11 protein-coding genes and 2 tRNA genes are annotated in these 20,773 nt (G+C 60.7%); 5 read left to right on the forward strand and 8 right to left on the reverse strand.

The window, feature by feature from the left end; genetic code table 11:
- Positions 1 to 64: 64 nt before the first annotated feature.
- The 5 genes from FIV05_RS25700 to FIV05_RS25720 all read right to left on the reverse strand — a co-directional run bounded on the left by FIV05_RS25700 (position 65) and on the right by FIV05_RS25720 (position 10,748).
- Positions 65 to 469: a hypothetical protein gene (locus FIV05_RS25700; RefSeq protein WP_152511469.1), complete on the reverse strand. Its 405-nt coding sequence runs from the start codon at positions 467 to 469 to the stop codon at positions 65 to 67.
- Entirely contained in the window at positions 466 to 7,665 is a 7,200-nt protein-coding gene (locus tag FIV05_RS25705; protein ID WP_152511470.1) for a hemagglutinin repeat-containing protein, read from the reverse strand. Before FIV05_RS25705 ends, FIV05_RS25700 begins: the two co-directional genes overlap by 4 nt.
- Before the next feature lie 12 nt (positions 7,666 to 7,677).
- Entirely contained in the window at positions 7,678 to 9,417 is a 1,740-nt protein-coding gene (locus tag FIV05_RS25710) for a ShlB/FhaC/HecB family hemolysin secretion/activation protein (RefSeq protein ID WP_152511471.1), read from the reverse strand.
- Positions 9,418 to 9,421: 4 nt separating this feature from the next.
- The gene (locus FIV05_RS25715) at positions 9,422 to 10,030 is read right to left on the reverse strand and encodes an invasion associated locus B family protein (protein WP_152511472.1); all 609 of its coding nucleotides are present in this window, start codon (positions 10,028 to 10,030) and stop codon (positions 9,422 to 9,424) included.
- A gap of 641 nt (positions 10,031 to 10,671) precedes the next feature.
- Positions 10,672 to 10,748 (reverse strand) — tRNA-Pro (locus FIV05_RS25720).
- A gap of 360 nt (positions 10,749 to 11,108) precedes the next feature.
- Here FIV05_RS25720 and FIV05_RS25725 point away from each other — a divergent pair.
- Positions 11,109 to 11,183, forward strand: a tRNA-Gln gene (locus tag FIV05_RS25725).
- 26 nt (positions 11,184 to 11,209) lie between these two features.
- Here FIV05_RS25725 and FIV05_RS25730 read toward each other — a convergent pair.
- The gene (locus FIV05_RS25730) at positions 11,210 to 12,172 is read right to left on the reverse strand and encodes a LacI family DNA-binding transcriptional regulator (RefSeq protein WP_209009788.1); all 963 of its coding nucleotides are present in this window, start codon (positions 12,170 to 12,172) and stop codon (positions 11,210 to 11,212) included.
- A gap of 180 nt (positions 12,173 to 12,352) precedes the next feature.
- Between FIV05_RS25730 and FIV05_RS25735 the strand changes: the two genes are divergently transcribed.
- From FIV05_RS25735 to FIV05_RS25750, 4 genes are all read left to right on the forward strand, one after another.
- Positions 12,353 to 12,910 carry a gluconokinase gene (locus FIV05_RS25735; protein WP_152511474.1) on the forward strand — a complete coding sequence of 186 codons (558 nt, stop codon included), beginning with the start codon at positions 12,353 to 12,355 and terminating at the stop codon, positions 12,908 to 12,910.
- A 29-nt stretch (positions 12,911 to 12,939) separates the two neighbouring features.
- A complete protein-coding gene (locus FIV05_RS25740) occupies positions 12,940 to 13,962 on the forward strand; it encodes a TRAP transporter substrate-binding protein (protein ID WP_152511475.1) in 1,023 nt (340 codons plus the stop codon).
- 72 nt (positions 13,963 to 14,034) lie between these two features.
- Complete coding sequence (locus FIV05_RS25745; protein ID WP_031269566.1) at positions 14,035 to 14,583, forward strand: TRAP transporter small permease; 549 nt, start codon at positions 14,035 to 14,037, stop codon at positions 14,581 to 14,583.
- Between the two features lie 53 nt (positions 14,584 to 14,636).
- Positions 14,637 to 15,899 (forward strand): TRAP transporter large permease subunit, encoded by a 1,263-nt coding sequence (locus FIV05_RS25750; RefSeq protein ID WP_152512079.1) that lies wholly within the window; start codon positions 14,637 to 14,639, stop codon positions 15,897 to 15,899.
- Positions 15,900 to 16,354: 455 nt separating this feature from the next.
- Here FIV05_RS25750 and FIV05_RS25755 read toward each other — a convergent pair whose 3' ends face one another.
- On the reverse strand, positions 16,355 to 19,486 hold the full coding sequence (locus FIV05_RS25755) for an efflux RND transporter permease subunit (RefSeq protein ID WP_062489541.1): 3,132 nt from the start codon (positions 19,484 to 19,486) through the stop codon (positions 16,355 to 16,357).
- Between the two features lie 31 nt (positions 19,487 to 19,517).
- Entirely contained in the window at positions 19,518 to 20,696 is a 1,179-nt protein-coding gene (locus tag FIV05_RS25760; RefSeq protein ID WP_152511476.1) for an efflux RND transporter periplasmic adaptor subunit, read from the reverse strand.
- Between the last annotated feature and the right edge of the window lie 77 nt (positions 20,697 to 20,773).

Here is a 20,773-nt window from a genome sequence, read left to right on the forward strand (position 1 = left end):
CCAGCAAACCAGGTGTGGTTCGCCCCAAATACGATAACCGTCAGGCAATACCGTATTTGTAGCATTATGTTGGTGAGCGACTACTCAAACGCTGGATTACCCCCTCCTCAAGCATATCAGCCTCTCTCTCAGGGTCAGCCTTATCGTGACCTGAATCAAAAAACGACGATCTATTGAATAATGGATCGGCTGTATCGTCATCGGCAGGGAATACGAATTCAATGTTTGCATCACGCCTATTCACCGTTTCAGGTACGACTCGAAGCTCGTGCCCTCTGTGAACGAACAAAAAGTGCTGCAACTCCTCCATAGCTTTTTGTGAAGGCTGCCACCCACTTTCTTTATCGCCGCCCAGCATCGAAAAGCCTGTTTTCACATCCGAAATACCATCGTAATGGACGTCAATTGTTTTCCCGAGGAAAATGCTTGAACCACAATCGATACAGGTCAGATAATATGAATAACTCATTGAGGTTTCCATACAATTGGGCCATTGCTGGTAATCACTCTTACCTCGGCAACATTACTTAAGTCACCATTACGAGATAGACGATCTAATTCTGTTCGTATAGACGCCGCGTTATCCCATGTTCCGTTACCACGTGCGTCAATTAAAGCGCGTGTATCAGATCTCCCTAATCCTAGGCCTGCAGCACCATTATTACTAAAATTATTTTTTGCACTGTTGATGGATGACTGTAGTGATCTACGTCCCGTCCCACTCAGCTCTTTAATATCATACCAAAGACCATTGATTTGCGCATCTGGTCCAGGCACATTTTCACCTCGAATGCGAACGTCCAAGCCTTGCTCTGCCAACTCTTGACCTAAACGGGCTTCATGAGCAGTCGGACTTCCATCAAACTTAACTGTGCTGGTGCCGATGCCCGCTTCGGCATCTGTGGCACCAGGTCTGGTACCAGGATTTGGCCCATCGGGCGTCCTATTTGCAGCCTTCACGTTTGCGGAGAAAGCTTCGGCAATCTTAGACCCAAGCCTTCTCGTAATTAAGGCACCAGCTTTTGCAACAGCTTCGCCGACAACGTGCCCACCTGCTTGCGCAATCAATTCCTCGGCCTGAAGAACTGTGATGTACTGCGACCAGGTCATTCCCGTCGTATCGAAGCCCAAAGAGCTCTCGCTCGGTGGTGTCATCTTCAGGAAAGTGGCAAGGTGCAGCTCTTTCTGACCAATGGTATTGTAGAGCTTGAGCACCGTCTGGTTCTTGGTGCTCTTGCAGCTTGGCGCCTGGCAGTGCAAAGCCTCGTTCGCCAGCTCAAGCATCAAGACCGTGTCATAGGAAAGCCCGGATACGCTCTCGATGTCCCATTTGGTGATCGATTTCAGTTGAGCGCGGTCAGCGGCTGGCAAGTCTGCAAAAATGCGCGCTGCCAGAGCAGCCTTTGCATAGGCTTGAACACCGGGATCAAGGCTCTCACAAAATTCTACGAGTTCGGCAAGCGTCTCCCGTTTGATCCCGAACATGATATCTTCAATCGCAGTCTGAGAGCAGTCCGCAGCGTAGGCTGGAGTAACAATCCAGTTCAGCGGGTTGTACCGATTATACCCTTGGCGACCGCCGCAGGCGGCCAAGCGCTTTAGCAGTTCGCGTTGTTGGGGAGACACATCCAGCTTTTCGATGGCTTGCCCAACCGCAGAAAGAACCTTGCCCAGGTCCCGCACCGCCGTATCGCTCACATAAAGCTCAAACCCTTCCTGCTTCTGCGAGGTCACTTCCACCACCGCGTCCGGGTCGCGGTTGAGGTTGGAAAGTTGGGTTTCGGTGGCGGTGGTGTCTTCCGCCGCCTCCAGCTCCGCTTCGGTGCGCAAGGCTTCGGCGCGGGCCGTGTCGCCTTCGGCATCTGCCGCGTCGGCCTCGGCTTCCAGGTCGGCGGCCTTGATGCCGTCGCCATCGCCGTCGCGCACGGTGATCTCGCCCTCGCCAATGGTGGCGCGGGCAACGCCCTCGGTCTCGGAGTTGGAATAGGCCCCTTCCACCGTGATGCCCGGTTTGGACTTGCCTTCCGGATTGGAGCCGATGCTGACGCCGACCGAACCGGAAACCTGCCGGCCCTTGCGGTGAAGGTCGATATCCGCCGTTTCCAGACGCTCTGTTTCAAGGGTCAGGTCGCCGGAGCGCGAGGCGATCACCCCGCCGGTGATGGAGGTCGTTTCGCCGACATCGGCGTTGAGCGCGTTGTCGGTGACGATACCGGAGGGGGCGTTCACCCAGGCCGAGCTGTTGGAGCCCTTGGCCCCGTTGACGCTGGCAGAGGCGCCGAAGGTGGGCCCGGCGCCGTCTGCCCCCAGCCCGATGCCAACGGAAACCCCGGCGCTGTAGCCGCTGCTCTGGTTGGAGCCTTCGGCCGTATCCAGCCGGCTTTCGATGGTGAGGTTGCGGCCGATGTCGAGATCGGCACTGTCGGCTTCAATCCGCGCGCCCTTCAGGGCAAGGTCCCGGCCAGTTGCGACCGACACGTTGCCGCTCGCCGTCACATCCGTATTGGTGTGATAGGTCTGCGACTGGCTGTAGGAACTCTGCTGGCCGGAGACATCCAGCCCCAGGCTGAGGCTGGCGCCGGGGGCACCATTCTTGCCACTGGCGCCGACACCAAGCGTCAGCCCGATGCCCGCGGACATGCTGGAGCTTTCGCCCTCATAAGCGAGATGGTTTTGCGCCGATTCCAGGATGACATCCCGTCCCGCCGCCATGGCAATATCGTTGCCGGCGTCGATCCGGGCGCCCTTGGCGGTGATGTCGCGTCCCGCCTCCAGGGACATGTTGTTGCCCGCCGACAGCGTGGCGGTGCGTGCGATGGCGCTAACCTCCGACGAGCTGCTTTCCTCGTGGGAGATGCCGATGCCGATGCGCACCCCGGCAATGGTGCCACCCTGGCGGATGGCGTTGAGCTGGTTGAGCGCGTCGACCGCCTTCAGCCCGGCAGAGACCGCGGAAAGCGCCTGATAGCCGAGATTGCCCTTGCCCGAGGCTGCCATGCGCGGGGCATCCGCCAGCGATTTCACCGGACCGGAGATGTTTTCGAAGGCGCCGACCGACAGCGCGAAGGTGTCGATCTTGTGGCTTTCCGAATGGGCATAAAGATCGTGGACGCTGTCCAGGACGATGTCGCGCCCGGCGGTTATGCCAAGGTCTTCGTCGGCGGCGACGGAGGCAGCTTCGGAGACCACATCGCGCCCGGCATCAATGGAAACGTTCCGGCCGGACACCGCCGAGGTGACCTGGGTCAACGAGCTGGTGTCGGAGGTATGCCGTTCGGACTTGTAGCCGGCAACCACACCCATGTTGCCGGTTTCTGCAAAGAAGCCGCTTTTCTTGTCGACCCGGCTGTCTTCGGAGGTGTTTTGGGCAGCTTCCAGGCGCACATCGCGGCCGGCCAAAAGGGCAACGTCGCTTTCGGAGGATACGGCGGAGCCCTTGACCACGACATCCCCTGCACCGGCCGAGATCTCCAGATCGCCGAGCGCGGTCACCATGGAGCCCACCTGCGTGGTGCTGCTGCTGTCGCGTTTCCTGGAACTTGAGGTCAGGAAACCGCTTTTGTTGCGCGCGGACCGGTCTTCCCGGCTTTCCTCCGCCGTGCCGATGGTGACGTTTTCACCGGCTGTCAGGCTGGCCGTGCCGTCGCTGGCAATCAGCGAGCCTTCCACGGCAATGTTGCGCCCGGCCTTGAGGTCGGCCGCGTCTGCCGCCTGGATGGTGGAGCCGGACACACGGGTCTGGCTTTCGCGCACATCGTAGCGGTTGCTGCCCGCCTGGCCACTGGCTTCAAAATGGCTGTCGAGCTCGATGGCGGTCACCACCAGGTCACGGCCGGCGTCGATTTCCAGGCTGCCGCCGCTGGCAAGATCGGCCCCGGTGATGCGGGTGTCGTTATCGCTGCGGATGGTCAGCGTGTCTTCCGCCGTCACCGTGCCGCGCTCATAGGCCCAGGAGCCGATGGCCGTGGTGCCGTTGCCGGTCGCCCGGGTTGCAGTTTCGATCGACACAGTCTCGCCGGACAGGGTCACATCCCTGCCGCGGATCGTGCCGGACCTGTTGAGCAGGGCGCCGGCGGCGCTGGCGACCAGGGTTTCGTCGGCCTTGATCGTGCCGCGAACGTTCCTGATTTCCGCTGCCTCCAGCGTCGTGTTGCGCCCGGCGATCACAGCGCCGGTCTTGTTCAGGTCCGTTGTCGAGGCAAGGTAGAGACGGGGCGCGATCACCTCGACACCATCCACCACCGCACGTTCGTACCAGACGATGTCGCTGGTCAGGAGCGCGATCTGCTCCTCGCTCAAGGACACGCCGAACGCCAGGTCCAGCGCCTCGGCCTGTGCGCCCGCGTTGTCGATCAGCGTCTTCATCTGCAGGGCATCGGAGGTCTGGTCGGCGGACAGCCAGCGGCGGCCCGTGGCCCTGCGCACCTGCTCGGCCACATACTGGCTTTCGAAATAGGCATCACCAAGCGAGCGGATGTGCTTGTCGATATCGGGAATGCCGACCGTATCCAGGAAATACTGCGACCCGAAGAATGCGCCAATGTCGACGAACGCGAAGCGGGTTTCGTAAAGGAACGGGCTGCTTTCCGGAGCGCGGCTGAAAAGCTGGCCGTTGAACTTGTAGGACGCGGGGTCGAAGGCCGGGGCCTGGGAGCTGGCGTTGAGCTGAACGATGGACGTGTCCTGTGTGGACTTTTGCAGGTCCTCCGGGGTGGAAGGCTCGCCGGCTTCGTTGGTGAGCGTGCCTGTCAGGTTGCCGATCAGCGATCCGCCGGCGTGGATGGTCGCAGGAACGGCATCGATCGTTTCGGCGCTCAGCGTCTTGCTTTGCACCCCATTGTCCAGAAACTTGTGCGAGGGGGCAAAGCCCAGCGTGCGGGTTTCGTAGCTCGACCAGCTCTGGTGAATAGTGATGACCCGCGTCAGGGTCTTGCCGCCGTTGACGATACTGGTGCCGTCGATGCGCATGTCGCCGGAGGCGACGATGTCGCTGTATTCGTTTTCCAGCGTGCCGACATCCAGCACCATGTTGCCGTTCAGCGCCGCGATGCGCGCGACCGGGTCGACCAGCTCATAGGTGTCTTCGGTGACGAAGATGGTCACCACATCGCCCGACCCCGCTGCGCCGTCCTCGTCGGGGGCGAGCATCAGCCAGTCGTCATAGGTACCGTTGTCCGGGTCGAACTCGGCAATGGATGTCGGTGCGTAGTCCTTCCACCAATTCTGGTCCCAGTCCGCTGCCGTGGCATTTTTGGCCGTGAGGATCTCATCGATCTTTTCCGGGTGCGGCACGAACACATAGCCGCCGGGCCCGCCGCCAGTGTCCCAGAACTGGTCCCAGTCGCCGATGCCGCCGGCCGCCCAGTATTTGGAGAACCCGCCCTTCAGCCAGTCGGGAGGATAGGCCCCGGCGACGACTTCATTGGCATATGCGGTCGTCTTGGTGTCGAAAGTGGCACCGGTGATGTTCTTCAGGCTTTCAGCCCGGATGGTCAGCGTACCGGACCGTGCCTCGATGATCCCGCCCTTGCGGTTGATGATGCTGGCCGCCTTGGTGCCCGCCGTGCGGCCTTCCAGCATCAGACCGTTTTCGGCAACAAGCACGCCGCCATGGTTGTCCAGGTTGACCGAGCGGATGGTCAGGCCGTTGCCGGCGTGAACGCCGCCCCGGTTGGTGAAGCTGTCCAGCCCATCGAACAGGGCAGCATCATTGGCAATGATGTAAGCGTCAGCGGCGACATTGGTGGTTCCGCCGTTGACCGTCAGCCCGCCGGTTGCTTCCAGTTTGCCGGTCACCGACAGCGTGCCGCCAATGGTCAGCTGACCGGTTCCATTCACGCGCAGCAATCCGGCAACGGTCAGATCGTTGACGCTGAGGTCCAGCGCGTTGGTGGCGGTCAGCCCCGGGGCAGCAGCGGCAAGCGTTGCAGTGCCGGTAATGCTGCCGGAGACATCCCGCGCCGCGACCGTCGCACCGGAACCGCTGAGGGAAAGCCCGCCAAGATCGAGCGCCAGCGAACCGACCTCCAGCGCGCCGTGCTGGTTCCAGGTGCCGGCGGTGATCCGTGTCAGGTCGCCGGACTGGAGGCGGGACCCGGCGGCAACGTTGAGCGAACCGGATGCAGTCAGCGTCAACGTGCCCGCGTCCGTTATCGCGGCGCCTTCGCCGGTGACACCGGCAAAAATCTTGCCGCCGGAAATGTCGATCACCGGTGCTGTCAGCGCGACGTGGTCGCGCGCGTTGACCTCGCCCGCCGTTGCCACGGTCAAACGGCCGGCTGCCGAAAGGGCAAGATTTCCGCCGGAATAAAGCACCGATCCGGAGGCGACCGTGACGTCGCCAAGGCTGGAGGCGACATCGATTACACTGGCGATCGACGCGCTTCCAAGGACCACGTCGTTTGATGCCCGCACCGTGTAGGTGTCGGCGGCAACGGTTCCGGATTGCTGAAGCGCGCCGACGTTGAAGGTGATGGCCTCGCCCGCCTGAATGTGGCTGGCGGCGGAAAAATCGGCAAGGCCCGTCGTTGCCACCTTGATGGAACCGACCCCTGCAGCCAGCGTGCCGCCGGGCGCCATGCCCGCCAGGAGCTGCGCCTCGTCAAAATCGATGCCTGCGGCTTCCAGATCCACCTGGTTGCCGGCACCAAGGGTTGCTTCCTTGGCAACCTTGATATCGCCGCCGGCCTTCAGGATCAGCGTTTCCTGGCCATAGAGGGACGCATTTTGCTGAACCTCCACCGAACCGTTGACGGACCGGGCGCGCAAGGTCTTGCGGGCAGACACCGTGCCGCCAAGCACCAGCTTGCCGTCGGCGGTTATCTGAAAATCGCCGGTGGCGGCGGTCGCGCTTTCAGGCGCGCGCACACCGACGCCGCTTTCCGTGCCGATCAGCTTGATGCGGCCGGCATACATGCCGCCAAGCGCGGAGGAATCGATGGCAAATTCCGGCTTGTCCGCCGCCGACCCGGCCTTGGCCGCAACCGAGCGGTTGGCATAGTCGTAGTCGTTGCGACCGGCAAAGACGCCGAGGTTCTCGCCAGCGTGGATCTTGCCGTTGATTTCGACCGCACGCGAGACGATGTCGAAATAGTCGACGCTTTCCGCCGCGACGCCATCCGCACCAATGGTGACGGTGCCCCGGTCGACCGAGAAGCCCTTCAGCGTTCCCGCATCTACCTGCGGCACGCCGGTCGTCAGCGTTGCCCGCGGAATGTTGATGAAGCCGCAGCCATTACAGGTGATGCCATTGGGGTTGGCGAGGATATAGTCCGCCTGCCCGCCGTGCAGCTCCGTCGCGCCCTGCAGCAGCGACCGGTTGGACGAGGTGACCTCGTTCAGGATCACCGTTGCCGGGCCAGAGCCTTGAAGATTGGGGTTGCCGACAATGTAGCCGCCCAGGTTGCTTTGGCCGACATCCTTGGAATTGTTGAGGATCAGGCCGTTCTTGCCGACATTGAAATCGGTGAACTTGTTGTGGGACAGGCCCTGCGCATTTGGGGTGACTATGTTCTGGACCGGCACGCCGTTTGGCGCCGCGATAATCTCCGGCCGGTTGCCGGGCGCAGCAGCGCCATCCGGCGTCAGCCCGCCGGCAAAAGCCGGCAGGGAGGTCTGGACCAGGAAGACGGTACAGAAGAAACCATTTAAAACGGACTTGATCATAAGCCGATCCGCCTAAAACGTTTGAGAAATGCCCAGCCGGAAACGCAAGAAGCCGTTTTCCGCCGGATCCAGAAATGTCGGAAGGGCCAGAGCCCGCTCATAAGCCACTTCACCGGTCACGATGCCGCCGCTCAGGCGCAGGCCGACCGCACCGCCCATCAGCTCTCCGCCTTCCAGCGGATCGTCGGCATCTTCCAGGACGCCGCCGGCATCCAGACCGGCAAACACCTGCGGCAGACCGAATAGCCGCTTCAGGTTGTCCGGAGCTTTACTGGCGAATGCGGGGGTGAAACCAAGCTCAAGCTGGCTGTAGCCACCGGCATCACCCGACAGGCTGACATCGCGGAAGCCGCGAACGGACAGAGGCCCGCCGATGGTTACCCTTTCGGAGGCAAACAGCGTGTCGGGCGAAAAAGCGCCATAGGTGCTGGCCTGGAAGGAAAGCTGGCCGACCGGGTTCTGCCAGACCCGCTGGTAGAACCCCGACAGCGTCACCTGGCTGAACTGGGCCGCCGGCGTCCCATTCAGCTGGCGGCTGTCCTTCTGGGCGGCAAAGCCTTCCAGCCCCTGCTTGAAGGCGATACTGGCCTGTCCGAACCCGCCGGCAATCCGGCCGCTGATCTTCGTGGAAGCTTCCAGAACGGCCAACCGCTGGCTGGAGGCGTCGATGAAGATCTCTTCGATGAAGTTGTTGGCCTCCTTCAGCGAGAACGCGCCGCCGGCACGCCAGACAAAGCGCCCTGTGCGGTGGAGCACCCGGTCCAGTTCCACCCGGCCTTCCCAGCTGGTGCCGTCATAGCTGTAGTCGCCCGACGGGCTTTCCAGGCTGGACAGATAGTCCAGATAGGACCCGCTGATGTTGACGGTCCAATACCGCCAGGGCACGGACAGATAGGCGTTGATCGAGCGCGAATAGATACGCTCGTCCAGCCTATCGAGCGAGCTGCGGGCAGATATCGTCAACAGCTCGTTCAACCCGAGCACGTCCTCAAATCCTGCGATGCCGTTCCACTGATGACGGCCGGTGCTTGTGGCTCCGCCATTGTCCAACGACGCGGACAGTTGCACCGCGTAGGCATCTTTCACCTCGATGGTGACTATGCTCTGGCCAACGCCCGCGCCCGGCTCGATGCGGATGACGGCTTCCTTCGACCCCAGCCGGTTGATCTGCTCCAGCCCCTGCTCGAAATCACGAATATTCATGATCCGGCCAGTACGCTCGCCGAAAAGCTGCGTTGCCCCTCGCCGTGCCTTGCCGTTTTCCTGAAGGCGAACCTCGGACACCGAGCCTTCGACGATGAGGACACGCAATTCGCCGGAGCCGAGATCCTGCGGCACCAGATAGGCGCGCGAGGTGACAAAGCCCTTTTCGACGTAATAATTGGTCGCCATTCTGAGTACGTTCTGAATATCGGTCAGCGTCAGGCAGGCGCCCTGACGGTTGCGGACCAGCAACTCCAGCTGGTTTGCCGGAACGCGCTTTGCGCCTTCGAACCGGATCCTGTCGACATCAACACACGGTCCCTCGCCGCCGGTTGCCTGCGGCAGCAGATCCGGCGAACGCTGGGATGGTTCCGTCGTTCCGCCCAGAAAACGGTCACGCTCCAATCGGCGCTGCTGTTCCTCGCGCTCGATGATCTGCTGCTGCTGGCGCAGCACGTCCTCGATCCCCGCAGGCGTTTGAGCCGCCCCGGGCAGTGCAAACAGCAGTGCCCCTGCAAGCGGAGCCAGGAAACGCGCAAGTGCTCGCATGGTGTCAGTCGGTCGTCTTGCCCGCGGAAAGGTCCTTCAACCGGGCCAATGCGGCAGAGGACCCCTGCAGCGAAAACTCGATGCGGACCTGCTTGTCGTTGGTGGCGGTGACACCGACTGCGGTGAGCCGATTGCCCGTCCGGAGTTTTTCAAGGGCTGCTTCATCCAGCGGCACCGGCACCACGCAGCCTGAGGGAAGGCAGGTCAGGAACTGCGCCTTCGGCAACTCAACGTCATCCACCACAAGTGTGAGACCTTGCGAGAAGGCCAGGCCAAAGGGCGCCAGAACCGTTAGCACCGGCCCCTCCCCGGCCCGTTCCTCGACCAACAATGCGGACAGTCGTTGCCCGGTCTTTTCCTGCACCAGTTCCTGCGTCATCCGGCAGGTGCGTGTTTCGGCCTCCACGCACGTCACCGTCCAAGCCTTGAACCGTTCAGTGAGGGTCTTCTGGTCCGGCTGTTCCGATTGGGCGGAGGCTTGCGTGCACACAGCCAGCAGACTTGCTGCCACCAGCACCGGTTTCCAGTACTTGCGGCGATGTCCAAGCCACAAGGACCTCGCATTGCGATGACCGGAGACGAAATTCGGCGGTACGAAAAATTGGAAAAACATTGTCTGTGCCTGGAGTATCTGTTTTTTGACGGACAGCACGCAGGGCGTGCAGAGGCGTTCTGCCGGGAGAGCCGGCAGGCCAATGATCAGGATCGTAAAAAGGCAGCTATCGTCGCCGGCCCTTCAAATTCAGAACCGGCAAGTTGTTCAAAAAACAGCGAAACTGTTGCGCATTGTCTTTTCCCGCATTGTCTTTTTTGTTAATGCTGCCCTAAGGGTTTAAGCCACAGGTTGCAAGCAATTTTTGCGGGAAAATTGCCTCATATGGTTGAGGATTTTTGTTTAGCAATCGATTTAATTTCAGTTTTATTTCGCAAAACTCTCAATCAAAACGAGCACTTGCTAGTATCTTCCAGTCCGGCAAGCAAGTGGCGCGCAGCCTGATCAAACCACGCTTTTTATCGGGGACGAATGTAAAGATCGGTCTCGAGAGACGGGCCACAACGGCAGCAGGTTGCAGAAGGAGGCCTGAAACGCACAGCTGCAGCAAGGAAGGCAACGGGCATCGCAAGTGCCAATTCGATCAGCCGAGACGGTGGCCTAGGGAAGAAAACGTCGACGCAGGCGTACCAATCGCTGCGGGCGAAAACAGGTCCGCAGGCATTGCAGGTCGCGAGGCGTTCAAATTGGAAGGAAAAAAATGGTCGGAGTGAGAGGATTCGAACCTCCGACCCCCTCGTCCCGAACGAGGTGCGCTACCAGGCTGCGCTACACTCCGACACAGAATATGAGCTTAGAAAGCTAGGCTCATCGGGAACAGCTGGGCAAGCCCTCGCTGCGTGGAGGGTCATTTAGCAAAGCTGGTCTGATCCCGCAAGCGATTTGCATTGCCGAATGTCACTTTTTTGAAACTGTGAACAACCTCGGCAAGGCAGGAGCGAAATACGCCGCTTTCCAGCAGACACACCAAGTCCGGCTTGCCGTTCCGCCACCTTGAAGCGGATTGAAACGGCCTCTGATCATCCCGGCGATGGCCTTGCAACGCACCTGGGGAAAACCGGTCCTTCCCCGTCAAAGTTTGCGCTTGTGGAGACTTGCGCAAAGGATCGAGGCTCGCTATACAGCGTCCCCACGGCCTTGGGGTGTAGCCAAGCGGTAAGGCAGCGGTTTTTGGTACCGCCATGCGAAGGTTCGAATCCTTCCACCCCAGCCAGTTTTTCTTCCCTTAAAAGATATCTTCTAGCCTTGCCCGTTTCGGGCTGTGCTGCCACGTGCCACGACCTCGTAGCCGAGATCGACCACCGGCTGTTCCGGCTCAATTCCGGCAAGGGCCCCCGTCAGCATGCGAAAGGCATCGCGCCCCATGGCCAGGCGGAACGTCCGCACGCTGGTGATCGGCGGGTTGGCGGCGGCCATCATTTCCAGATCGTTGAAACCGCAGATACCCATCTGATCCGGAACCCGGATACCGCGCCGCTGGCACTCGAACAGCGCGCCGAGCGCAAGGTCATCGTTGTTGCACAGGATCGCATCGGTTTCCGGCGCCTTCGACAGAAGGTCGGCGACCAGTTCACAGCCCAGGGTGACGGTTGAAGGACGCGGTGTCGTCACGATCCGGCCCGCATCGAAGACGCCTGCCTTTTCCGCCTCCCCGCGAAACCCCGCAAGGCGGCGCTGGCTGCGCGGATCGAGCCGGGCAGCGATATAGCCCGGTCGCCTGTATCCGGCAGAAAGAAGATGGCGAGTTGCCGCGGCAGAGGCTTCCACGTGGGAAAAGCCGACCATCATGTCATATGGCGCCGGCCCGCACTCCATGATCTGGACGATGCGGCAGTCTGCCCGCTCCAGCAGCCGGGCCGTGTCTTCCGACTGATCGAGACCTGACAGGATCAGGCCAGCGGGACGCTGGCTCAGGAAGGTTCGCACAAGGCTTTCTTCTTCAAGTGGGGAATAGCGGGAATTGCCGAGCTGGATCTGCCATTTCGACCCTTCAGCCGCTTCATAGATGCCTCGCATGACATCGGAAAAGACGTTGTTGGTTACAGACGGCACGATAACGCCGATGACGTTGGTCTTGCCCGCAGCAAGCGCGCTGGCCGCCGGATCCGGCACGTATCCGAGCCTGTCGACCACCTCCCGGATTTTGGTCAGTGTCTTGGCGGAGACCTTGTCAGGATCACGTAGCGCGCGCGACACAGTCATAGCGCTAACACCAGCTTCCCGGGCAACATCGGCGATCGTTATTTTCAAATTATTCAACCATTACAATTGTTTATACCATTTCAAATCAACCCTTCGATAATATCCCAGAAAAAAGTGTTTGACAAATGTTAGCGCTATCATTTTTAATACACCCAACAACGAGATCATTCGGGGACGGAAATGCAGGGTGAATTGCCATCAGCCTCTGGCGAAACGGCCATCGTCGTGATGGGCGTTTGCGGCGCCGGCAAAAGCCTGCTGGCGAACCGCCTCGCGGACAGGCTTGGCGTCGGCATGGTTGAAGCTGACGACTTTCACAGCCCGGAAAACAAGCGCAAGATGGCGGCAGGCAAAGCGCTGACCGATGCCGACCGCATGCCCTGGCTGGACGCAGTTTCACTTGCCGCCAAGCTGCAGATCTACTGTGCCGGTGGCGCGGTGATCGCCTGCTCCAGCCTGAAGCGGGCCTATCGGGACCGTTTGAGGGCTGCCCTGCCCTCGTGCATTTTTGTTCACCTGGCTGGAGAACGCGGCCTGATCGCCGAGCGCCTGGGGGGGCGCCAGGGACACTTTGTCGGTGAAACGCTGCTGGACAGCCAGCTGGCGACGCTGGAACCGCTGCAAGCCGGGGAAGCCGGCTTCAGCCTGGATATTTCAAGGCCTGTCGATGAACTTGTCGACAAAGCCATGAAAGAACTGCGGCCAGCAAGGCCGCCTCGTACCACCATCGCCTCTTGAGCGATGACGTTTCGACTAGGGAGGAAATCATGCTCAAACTCTTGACCAGAACCGCTCTTGCCGCCGTTGCGGCCGGTGCGCTTGCCACGACCGCCATGGCTGCGGACTATTCGTTCCGCTTCCAGTCTTCCGACCCGGCGGGCAACCCGAATTTCGTGCTCCAGCAGGGCTGGGCCGCGAGCGTGAAGGAAAAGACCGGCGGCAAGATCGAGGTCGAGCTGCTGCCTGTGGAGTCGATTGTGGCCCACAGCGAGACCCAGGATGCCATCGCATCCGGCATTCTTGACGGCCATATCACCGACACGTCCTACTTTGCCGGCAAGGACCCGGCTTTCGGCCTGATCGCCAACCCGGTCGGCGCCTGGGCGTCGCCGGACCAGATGTTTGCCTTCATGTACGATGGCGGCGGCAAGGACCTGATGAACGAGCTGGTAGAGCCTTACGGCCTGCACTTCATCGGCGCGACGACACCGGGCCTGGAGGCCTTCGTCTCCAAGGTTCCGCTGAACGGCGTTGACGACCTGAAAGGCCTGAAGATGCGTGCACCGGAAGGCCTGGTGCAGCAGGTGTTTGCAGCGGCTGGCGCTGCTCCGGTCAACCTGCCGGGGTCTGAAGTCTTCACCGCACTCGACAAGGGCGTGATCGACGCAGCCGACTACTCGGTCTTCTCCACCAACCAGGCACAGGGCATGCACGACGTTGCCCCGAACCCGGTCTATCCGGGCTTCCACTCCATGCCGCTGGTGGAAATCTCCATGAACAAGGCCAAGTGGGATGCCTTGCCGGACGATCTCAAGACCGCCCTTGAAGAAAGCGTCAGGGATTTCGCCAACGCGCAGGTGGCAGCTCTCGCCGAAAGCGACCAGAAAGCCGTCGAGGAAGCCAATGCCAGCGGCAAGGTGACCGTCACGGACTGGTCGCCGGAAGAACGCGCGAAATTCCGCTCCATCGCCACCGGCGAATGGGCCAAGGTCGCCGAACGTTCAGAGAATGCCCAGAAGGTCTATGACGTTCTGACCAGCTACCTGAAAGAAAACGGCCTGATGCAGTAAGCTGCCTCAATGTGGTTACCTGGCGGGCGCCTTCGGGCGCCCGTTTTGTAAAAGAAGCTGGAGGAAACCTTGGTGGAACCGAACGAAACCCCGGAGCGGGAAAAGGATCCCGGCGCCATTGCCGAGGCCGGCATGCTCGGGCGCTGGATCGACAGGGGCGGCTTGCTGTTTGCCATCGGCATCGTTGCATCGATGCTGATCCTCATCAACGAAGTGCTTTTGCGCTACGTCTTCAACGCCCCCACAATCTGGGCGCACGAGACCACCATCTTCCTGTGCGGTGCCGCCTTTCTCTATGGCGGGCTCTACTGCACCGCGCGCGACCGCCACATCAGGGTCGTGCTGATCTACGACACGTTGCCGCCACCTCTGCGGCGTGTCCTTGATGTCGTCATCTCGCTCATCTGCATGGTGGCCAGCACCTTTTTTGCCTACGCCAGCTGGCTGATGGTCCAGAAGGCGGCTTTTCGTCCCGATGGCAGCTTCCGTCTGGAACGCTCCGGCAGTGCCTGGGACCCTGTCTTCCCGGGTCTGATCAAGGTTTTCCTTCTGGTTGTCATGACGGTGATGGCCGTCCAGTTCCTCATTCTTGCCTATAATTACGCCAGGGGGCGCAAGTGACAGAGTTCTTCGGCTCCCTTCAAGGGCTCGGCATCGAGACCGGCACGCTGCTCATGTTCGCGATGCTGCTGGTGCTGCTGGTGTCCGGCATCCCGCTTGCCTTCGTCACCCTGCTGGTCGCGCTGATTTTCGCGCTCGGCTGGTTTGGTCCCATGGTCGTGCCGCTGATCACCAGCCGCGTCTACTCCTTCGTCGGTTCCTTCGTCTTCGTCTCCGTGCCGATGTTCGTTCTGATGGCGGCAATCCTTGATCGATCAGGCATCGCCCGAGATCTGTTCGACGCCATGAAGCTGTTGGGCGGACGCCTGCGCGGCGGGGTCGCTATCCAGACCATCGTCGTGGCAGTGATCCTGGCGGCCATGAGCGGCATCATCGGCGGCGAAGTCGTGCTGCTCGGCCTTGTTGCACTGCCCCAGATGCTGCGCCTCGGCTACGACAAGCACCTGGCCATCGGCGTCGTGTGCGCAGGCGGTGCGCTCGGCACCATGGTACCGCCGTCCATCGTACTCATTATCTACGGCCTTACCGCCAACGTCTCGGTCGGCGATCTCTTCACCGCCGCCTTTCTGCCGGGTCTGATGCTGGCTGGTTTTTATGTCGCCTACGTCCTGATCCGGGCTTACCTCAACCCGGCCATCGCACCGGTACAGGACGAAGAACCTGTGCCGATGGCGGAAAAACTCCGTCTCCTGAAAGGGCTGATCCTGCCGCTTACCGTGGTTGCCGGCGTGCTTGGCTCCATTTACGGCGGCATCGCGAGTGTCACCGAGGCATCGGCGGTCGGCGTTGCCGGGGTGCTGCTGTCGACGGTGGTTCGGGGGGAATTTACACTCGAGCTTCTGAAAGGCGCTGCCCTGCAGACGCTTCAGACCGTCGGCATGATCGTGTGGATCGGTATAGGTGCAAGTGCTCTGGTCGGTGTGTTCAACCTGATGGGCGGCATCAAGTTCGTCTCGGCCCTCATTTCCGGCATCTCCGACAATCCGACCATCATCCTGCTGTTCATGATGCTGATCCTGTTCGTGCTCGGCATGTTCCTGGACTGGGTCGGGATCGCGCTGCTGACGATGCCGATCTTCGTGCCGATCATCAAGGATCTCGGCTACGATCCGGTCTGGTTTGGCGTTCTGTTCTGCATGAACATGCAGGTGTCGTTCCTGTCACCGCCGTTCGGGCCTGCCGCCTTCTATCTCAAGAGCGTGGCACCACCGGGCATAACGCTGGCAACGATCTTCCGCTCGCTGCTGCCGTTTATCGCCCTGCAGATACTCGCCGTAGGTATCCTGCTGTTCTTCCCGGCCATCACCGGGCGGTAAGACAAAAACGAAAACCGCCCGTGGACATGCGGGCGGTTTGTTTTTTTTCGCGATGCCTCTGCTCGCCAATCCGACTATGCGTGACGCAAATCAGGATCGGAGCGGCACTGGTCTTTCGGATATCAAGGTACCCGTTTCATCTGCACCGGCACCCCGATCCCGGATCTTCGCTGCGCTGCGTCCGGGATGACAAACTGAAAGGGGAGACTGCGCCGAGAAACCAGAAGGTGGGTGGCAGCCTTTGCTCACTGTCAAAACCAGCCTCCCCATCGTCATCCCGGCCAAGCGCAGCATGAGCCGGGATCGGAGAGGCACTGTCTTTCGATTTTGAAGATACCTAGTTCACCTGCCTCAACTGGCGCGAACCGGCTCTCCAATCCCGGATCTCAGCTGCGCTGCGTCCAAGATGTCTGCGGTTGGGTGAAAGCCAGCTCAAAGCCGGCTTTCCAGTGTTGTCACTCGCCCGGTTGCTGACCTATCGCCCTTGCCGCGTCCATTTCCTTGTGGAGGCGCTCTTCTTCCTGAACGGCCGGTGTGATGAACCGTCCGAGCAGGAGATAGGCAACCGGTGTCAGGAACAGGGTCGAGACAGTCGCAAGGCCCAGACCGCCGACGATGACAAACCCCAGGGCAATTCGCGCTTCTGCCCCTGCCCCGCTTGCCATGATCAGCGGCACGCCGCCGACAATGGTACAGATCATGGTCATCATTACCGGTCTCAGTCGAATGTTCGAGGCATTCTCGATCGCTTCGCGCAATCCCTGTCCGCGATCCCGCAGCTGGTTCGCAAATTCCACGATCAGGATGCCGTTCTTCGCCATGATGCCCACAAGCAGCACGAGGCCGATCTGGGAATAGACGTTGAGTGTCGTCCCGGTCAGCAGCATGGCGAAGACAGCGCAGGCCAGGCCAAGCGGAACCGTCGCCATGATGATGAGCGCACTGATGAAGCTCTCGAACTGGGCCGCCAGCACAAGCAGGATGATGATGATCGCAAAGCCGAAGGTGCGCGCCATGGAGGATGACTGTTCACCCAGCGTTGCCGTTTCCGCCAGCGGCACGATACGGGCACCGGGCGGCAGCAACGGTTCGGCGATCTTCAGCGCTTCCTCATAGGCATTGCCGAGGGCGAAATCGTCCGCAAGACCTGCCGTAACAGCGACGGAGCGCAACTGCTGTTCCCTTGCAAGAGAAGGCGGCACAGCCTTTTCCACCAGGCTGGCAATGGTCGACACGGGTACAAAGCGGCCATCACCTGTCTTGATGAAGATGTTCTCCATGTCCGTCGGATCGTTGATCGGATTGGACGTGGAGACGAATTTCACGTCATAGGCCTGATCGTTGATGAAAACCTGACCGATCTTGCGGCCGTCCAGCATGGCCTGCATGGCCGTGCCCAGTCCGTTGATGTCGATGCCAAGGTCGGAGGCGCGTTCGCGATCGATGGAAACCGAAAGCTGCGGCTGGGTGGCCTCGGTGGACAGGCGCACCTGACGGAACCTTGGGTCCTGCTCCATCGCCGAGATGATCTTGTCCGCCGTAGCGCCGAGCGTCGCATAGTCGTTGCTGCCGGCGACGGCAAACTGAAGGCCGGACCCGGCACCGCGAATGCCGAGGCTGTTGGGCTGGAAGGCGAAGGCCCGCACACCCGGTACATCGCGCACAAGCGCACTGACCTCGGACAGGATCTGCTGTTGCGAGCGCTCGCGCTGGTCCCATGGCGCCAGACGCATGACGATGAAGCCGCTGTTCTTGGAACCGCCTGTTCCCGCAATCGAGAAGGTGCTGTTGATCTCGCCGCTTTCGCGGTAAGGCTCCAGCAGGTTTTCGATCTGGCGCATCTGCTGAGACAGGTAATCGAGGCTGACGCCTTGAGGCGCGGAAATGCGCATGAAGGCAATCGAGCGGTCTTCAGTCGGCGTCAGTTCCGACTTGATGGTGGGAAACAGGACACCTGCGGTGGCTGCAAACAGCAGCGAAATAGCGACAACCACCATCGGTGCATCAAGGCATGCGTGCAGGCAGCGCCGGTAGAGCGCGCTCAACATCCGCCCCAGACCACCGGCACCGCCACCGTGATCATCGGCCTTACCGGCCGGTTTGCTCTTGAGAATGCGCGAGGCCAGCATGGGACAGAGCGACAGCGCCACGATGGAGGACAGGAACACCGCGATGGCGAGTACGAAGCCGAATTCGCGGAACAGCCCGCCGGTCTGCCCCGGCAGGAAGGAGAGCGGTACGAACACGGCAATCAGTGTCGCGGTTGTCGCCAGCACTGCGAAGAAGACCTCTTCGGCCCCCAGAACCGCCGCAGCGCGTGGTCCGATGCCTTCGTTTCGCCTGCGCACGATGTTTTCCAGCACCACGATGGCATCGTCGACGACAAGGCCAGTTGCCAGAACCAGCGCCAGCAGCGTCAGGATGTTGATGGAGAACCCGGCAAGATAGATCGCCGCCAGTGTGCCGATCAGCGCCACCGGCAGGGACACGCCCGGAATGATGGTTGCCCGCCAGTCCCACAGGAAAATGAAGATGATCAGCAGAACGATGCTGACCGAGATGGCAAGGGCAATCTCGACTTCATGAATGGCGCCATTGATGAAGGTGGCGTCATCGCTGGTGACCTCAATGGTCATGCCTTCGGGCAGGTTCTCCTGGATACGGTCGACCGCGGAGCGAACGCCTTCCGAAATCTCGAGCGTGTTCGACTGGGCCGAACGAATGACGCCAAGGCCGATGCCCGACTTGCCGTTGGCGCGCAGCTGTGTCTGGCCCAGGTCCGGCCCAAGTGTCACAGTCACGAAGTCGCGGAGCCTTGCACGGCGATTGATGATGACGCTTTCGAATTCTTCGGGCGTATCAATAGAAGCCGTGGCGCGAACGATCAGATCCTGGTTCTGACTGGTCAGCGAGCCAGCCGGCGTATCGAAGGCCATGGAGGACAGGGCATTGGCCACATCGGCGATGGTCAGATTGAGGCTGGCCATCTTGGCCTGGTCGATGTCGATCCGGAAGATCTTGTCACGGTCACCGTAGACCTGGACGTCCGCGACACCCGGAACAGCGGCAAGGACGTCGGAAATCTCGTCTTCCACCAGCACCGTCATGTCCTCGACCGACATGCGGTCGGAAGTCAGGCCCAGGCGCAATACCGGCTGGGCATTGGCATCAGCCTTGATGATACGGGAAGGCTCGGCGTCCTCGGGCAGATCGTTGGTGATGCGCCCGAGCGCATCGCGCATGTCGGAAGCGGCAACGTCCAGATCGACATCATCGGAAAATTCCACGGTCACACGGCTTCGGCCAAAGGAAGACGATGAAGAGATAGACTTCACGCCGGAGACTCGCGCCACTGCGCCTTCGATGACACCGGTCACTTCACGGTCGATGGTTTCGGCAGCTGCGGCCGGATAATCGGTGCTGACGGTGATGACCGGGCGGTCGACATCGGGCAGTTCGCGCACTTCGATGCCGAAAATTGCCGCGATCCCCGCAACCACGATCAGCATGTTGATCACGAAGGCAAGAACCGGACGCCGCACGAACAGGCCGGTGATGCCAAGTTCCTTCAAACGGTCCATCTGCATGGCAATCTCTCCAAGACCTTCAGGTCAATTCTCAGGAACCGCTTTGGCTGGAAGCAGTTGTCGCCGGAGTGTCCGATGCCGGAGCCTGTTTGCGGTCTGCAACCGTCACGTCGGCTCCGTTGCGAACCAGGTGAATGCCTTCGGTCACGACCTCGTCGTTGACTGTCAGCTCCGCGTCGACCAGCACGCTGTCGGTGTTGCGCTGGATAATGCTGACCGGAACGCGAACGCCCTTGCCTTCACGCACGGCCCAGACGAAGGCACCGTCGGAGCCCCATTGCACGGCAAGCGGATCAACAGCCGGATACTTGTCGCCGGGAAACTTCATCGAAACCTGGAACGACATGCCGGCTCTCAACTTGTCGGCCTTGTTCGGAAAACGGGCACGAACCTGAAGTGTACGGCTGTCGATATCGATGCGGTTGTCAACGGCACTGATGACACCCTCGAAGGTTTCTCCCGGGCGGGCAACAGACGTGGCGGTGATCGGAGATCCCACCGCGATAGCGGAGGCGAACCGCTCCGGAACCCAGAAATCGACGAGAATTTCGCTGCGGTCGTCAATGGTTGCGATGACGGTCTGCGAGGAAACGTAATTGCCTGCGGTAATGGGAAGAATGCCGACCACGCCGGTGATCGGAGTTTCGATGGAGCGGCGGGAAAGCGCCAGTTCGGCTTCGCGAAGTTGCAGCCGCGCATTGTCTACCGAGAGTTCCGCGTCTGTCACCTGAACAGCCGTCGCAGTATTGGTTTTCCGCAGCACCTGCATACGCTGAAGCCGGGCCTCGGCATCCTTCAGAGCATTTGCAGCCCGTTCGACCGCGATCTGTTCGGCGTCCAGATCCAGTTTGGCAATGACGTCGCCGGCCTTCACGGTGGCGCCGGACTTGACCAGCACCTCGGTCATGCGGCCGCTGGTGTAAGGCGTCACGGCAACAGACTGCAGCGCTGTGCTGGTACCTATGGCCGACAGACGATCATTGATCGTGATTTCGACAACCGGTGTTGCAACGACGGCGCCTTGCGGCCCACCCCGGCCACGCCGTGGTTGATCACCTTCGCTTGGCGCTGCATCGGCTACGGCAAAATCCAGCCAGTCGATCCCCCAGGCGGACAGGTGTGCGCCGGCCCCCGGATAATAACGAACCCAGAGCCCTGCCGCCACGATGACAACCAGGAGGGTGAGAACGAGCTGTTTCCAAATTGACAATTGGAACTCCGATCAGAACTTGCCGGCACTGCCGAAAACGGTTGTTTCCTGAAACCAGTTATCTACGGCAATTCCCG

The organism is Labrenzia sp. THAF191a (genome assembly GCF_009363335.1).
Lineage (GTDB): Bacteria > Pseudomonadota > Alphaproteobacteria > Rhizobiales > Stappiaceae > Roseibium > Roseibium algicola.

Excerpts from the sequence above, each read along its gene's own strand:
- FIV05_RS25700 (WP_152511469.1), bottom strand. The coding sequence starts at position 469 with ATGAGTTATTCATATTATCTGACCTGTATCGATTGTGGTTCAAGCATT.
- FIV05_RS25705 (WP_152511470.1), bottom strand. The coding sequence starts at position 7,665 with ATGATCAAGTCCGTTTTAAATGGTTTCTTCTGTACCGTCTTCCTGGTC.
- FIV05_RS25710 (WP_152511471.1), bottom strand. The coding sequence starts at position 9,417 with ATGCGAGCACTTGCGCGTTTCCTGGCTCCGCTTGCAGGGGCACTGCTG.
- FIV05_RS25715 (WP_152511472.1), bottom strand. The coding sequence starts at position 10,030 with ATGTTTTTCCAATTTTTCGTACCGCCGAATTTCGTCTCCGGTCATCGC.
- FIV05_RS25730 (WP_209009788.1), bottom strand. The coding sequence starts at position 12,172 with ATGACTGTGTCGCGCGCGCTACGTGATCCTGACAAGGTCTCCGCCAAG.
- FIV05_RS25735 (WP_152511474.1), top strand. The coding sequence starts at position 12,353 with ATGCAGGGTGAATTGCCATCAGCCTCTGGCGAAACGGCCATCGTCGTG.
- FIV05_RS25740 (WP_152511475.1), top strand. The coding sequence starts at position 12,940 with ATGCTCAAACTCTTGACCAGAACCGCTCTTGCCGCCGTTGCGGCCGGT.
- FIV05_RS25750 (WP_152512079.1), top strand. The coding sequence starts at position 14,637 with ATGTTCGCGATGCTGCTGGTGCTGCTGGTGTCCGGCATCCCGCTTGCC.
- FIV05_RS25755 (WP_062489541.1), bottom strand. The coding sequence starts at position 19,486 with ATGCAGATGGACCGTTTGAAGGAACTTGGCATCACCGGCCTGTTCGTG.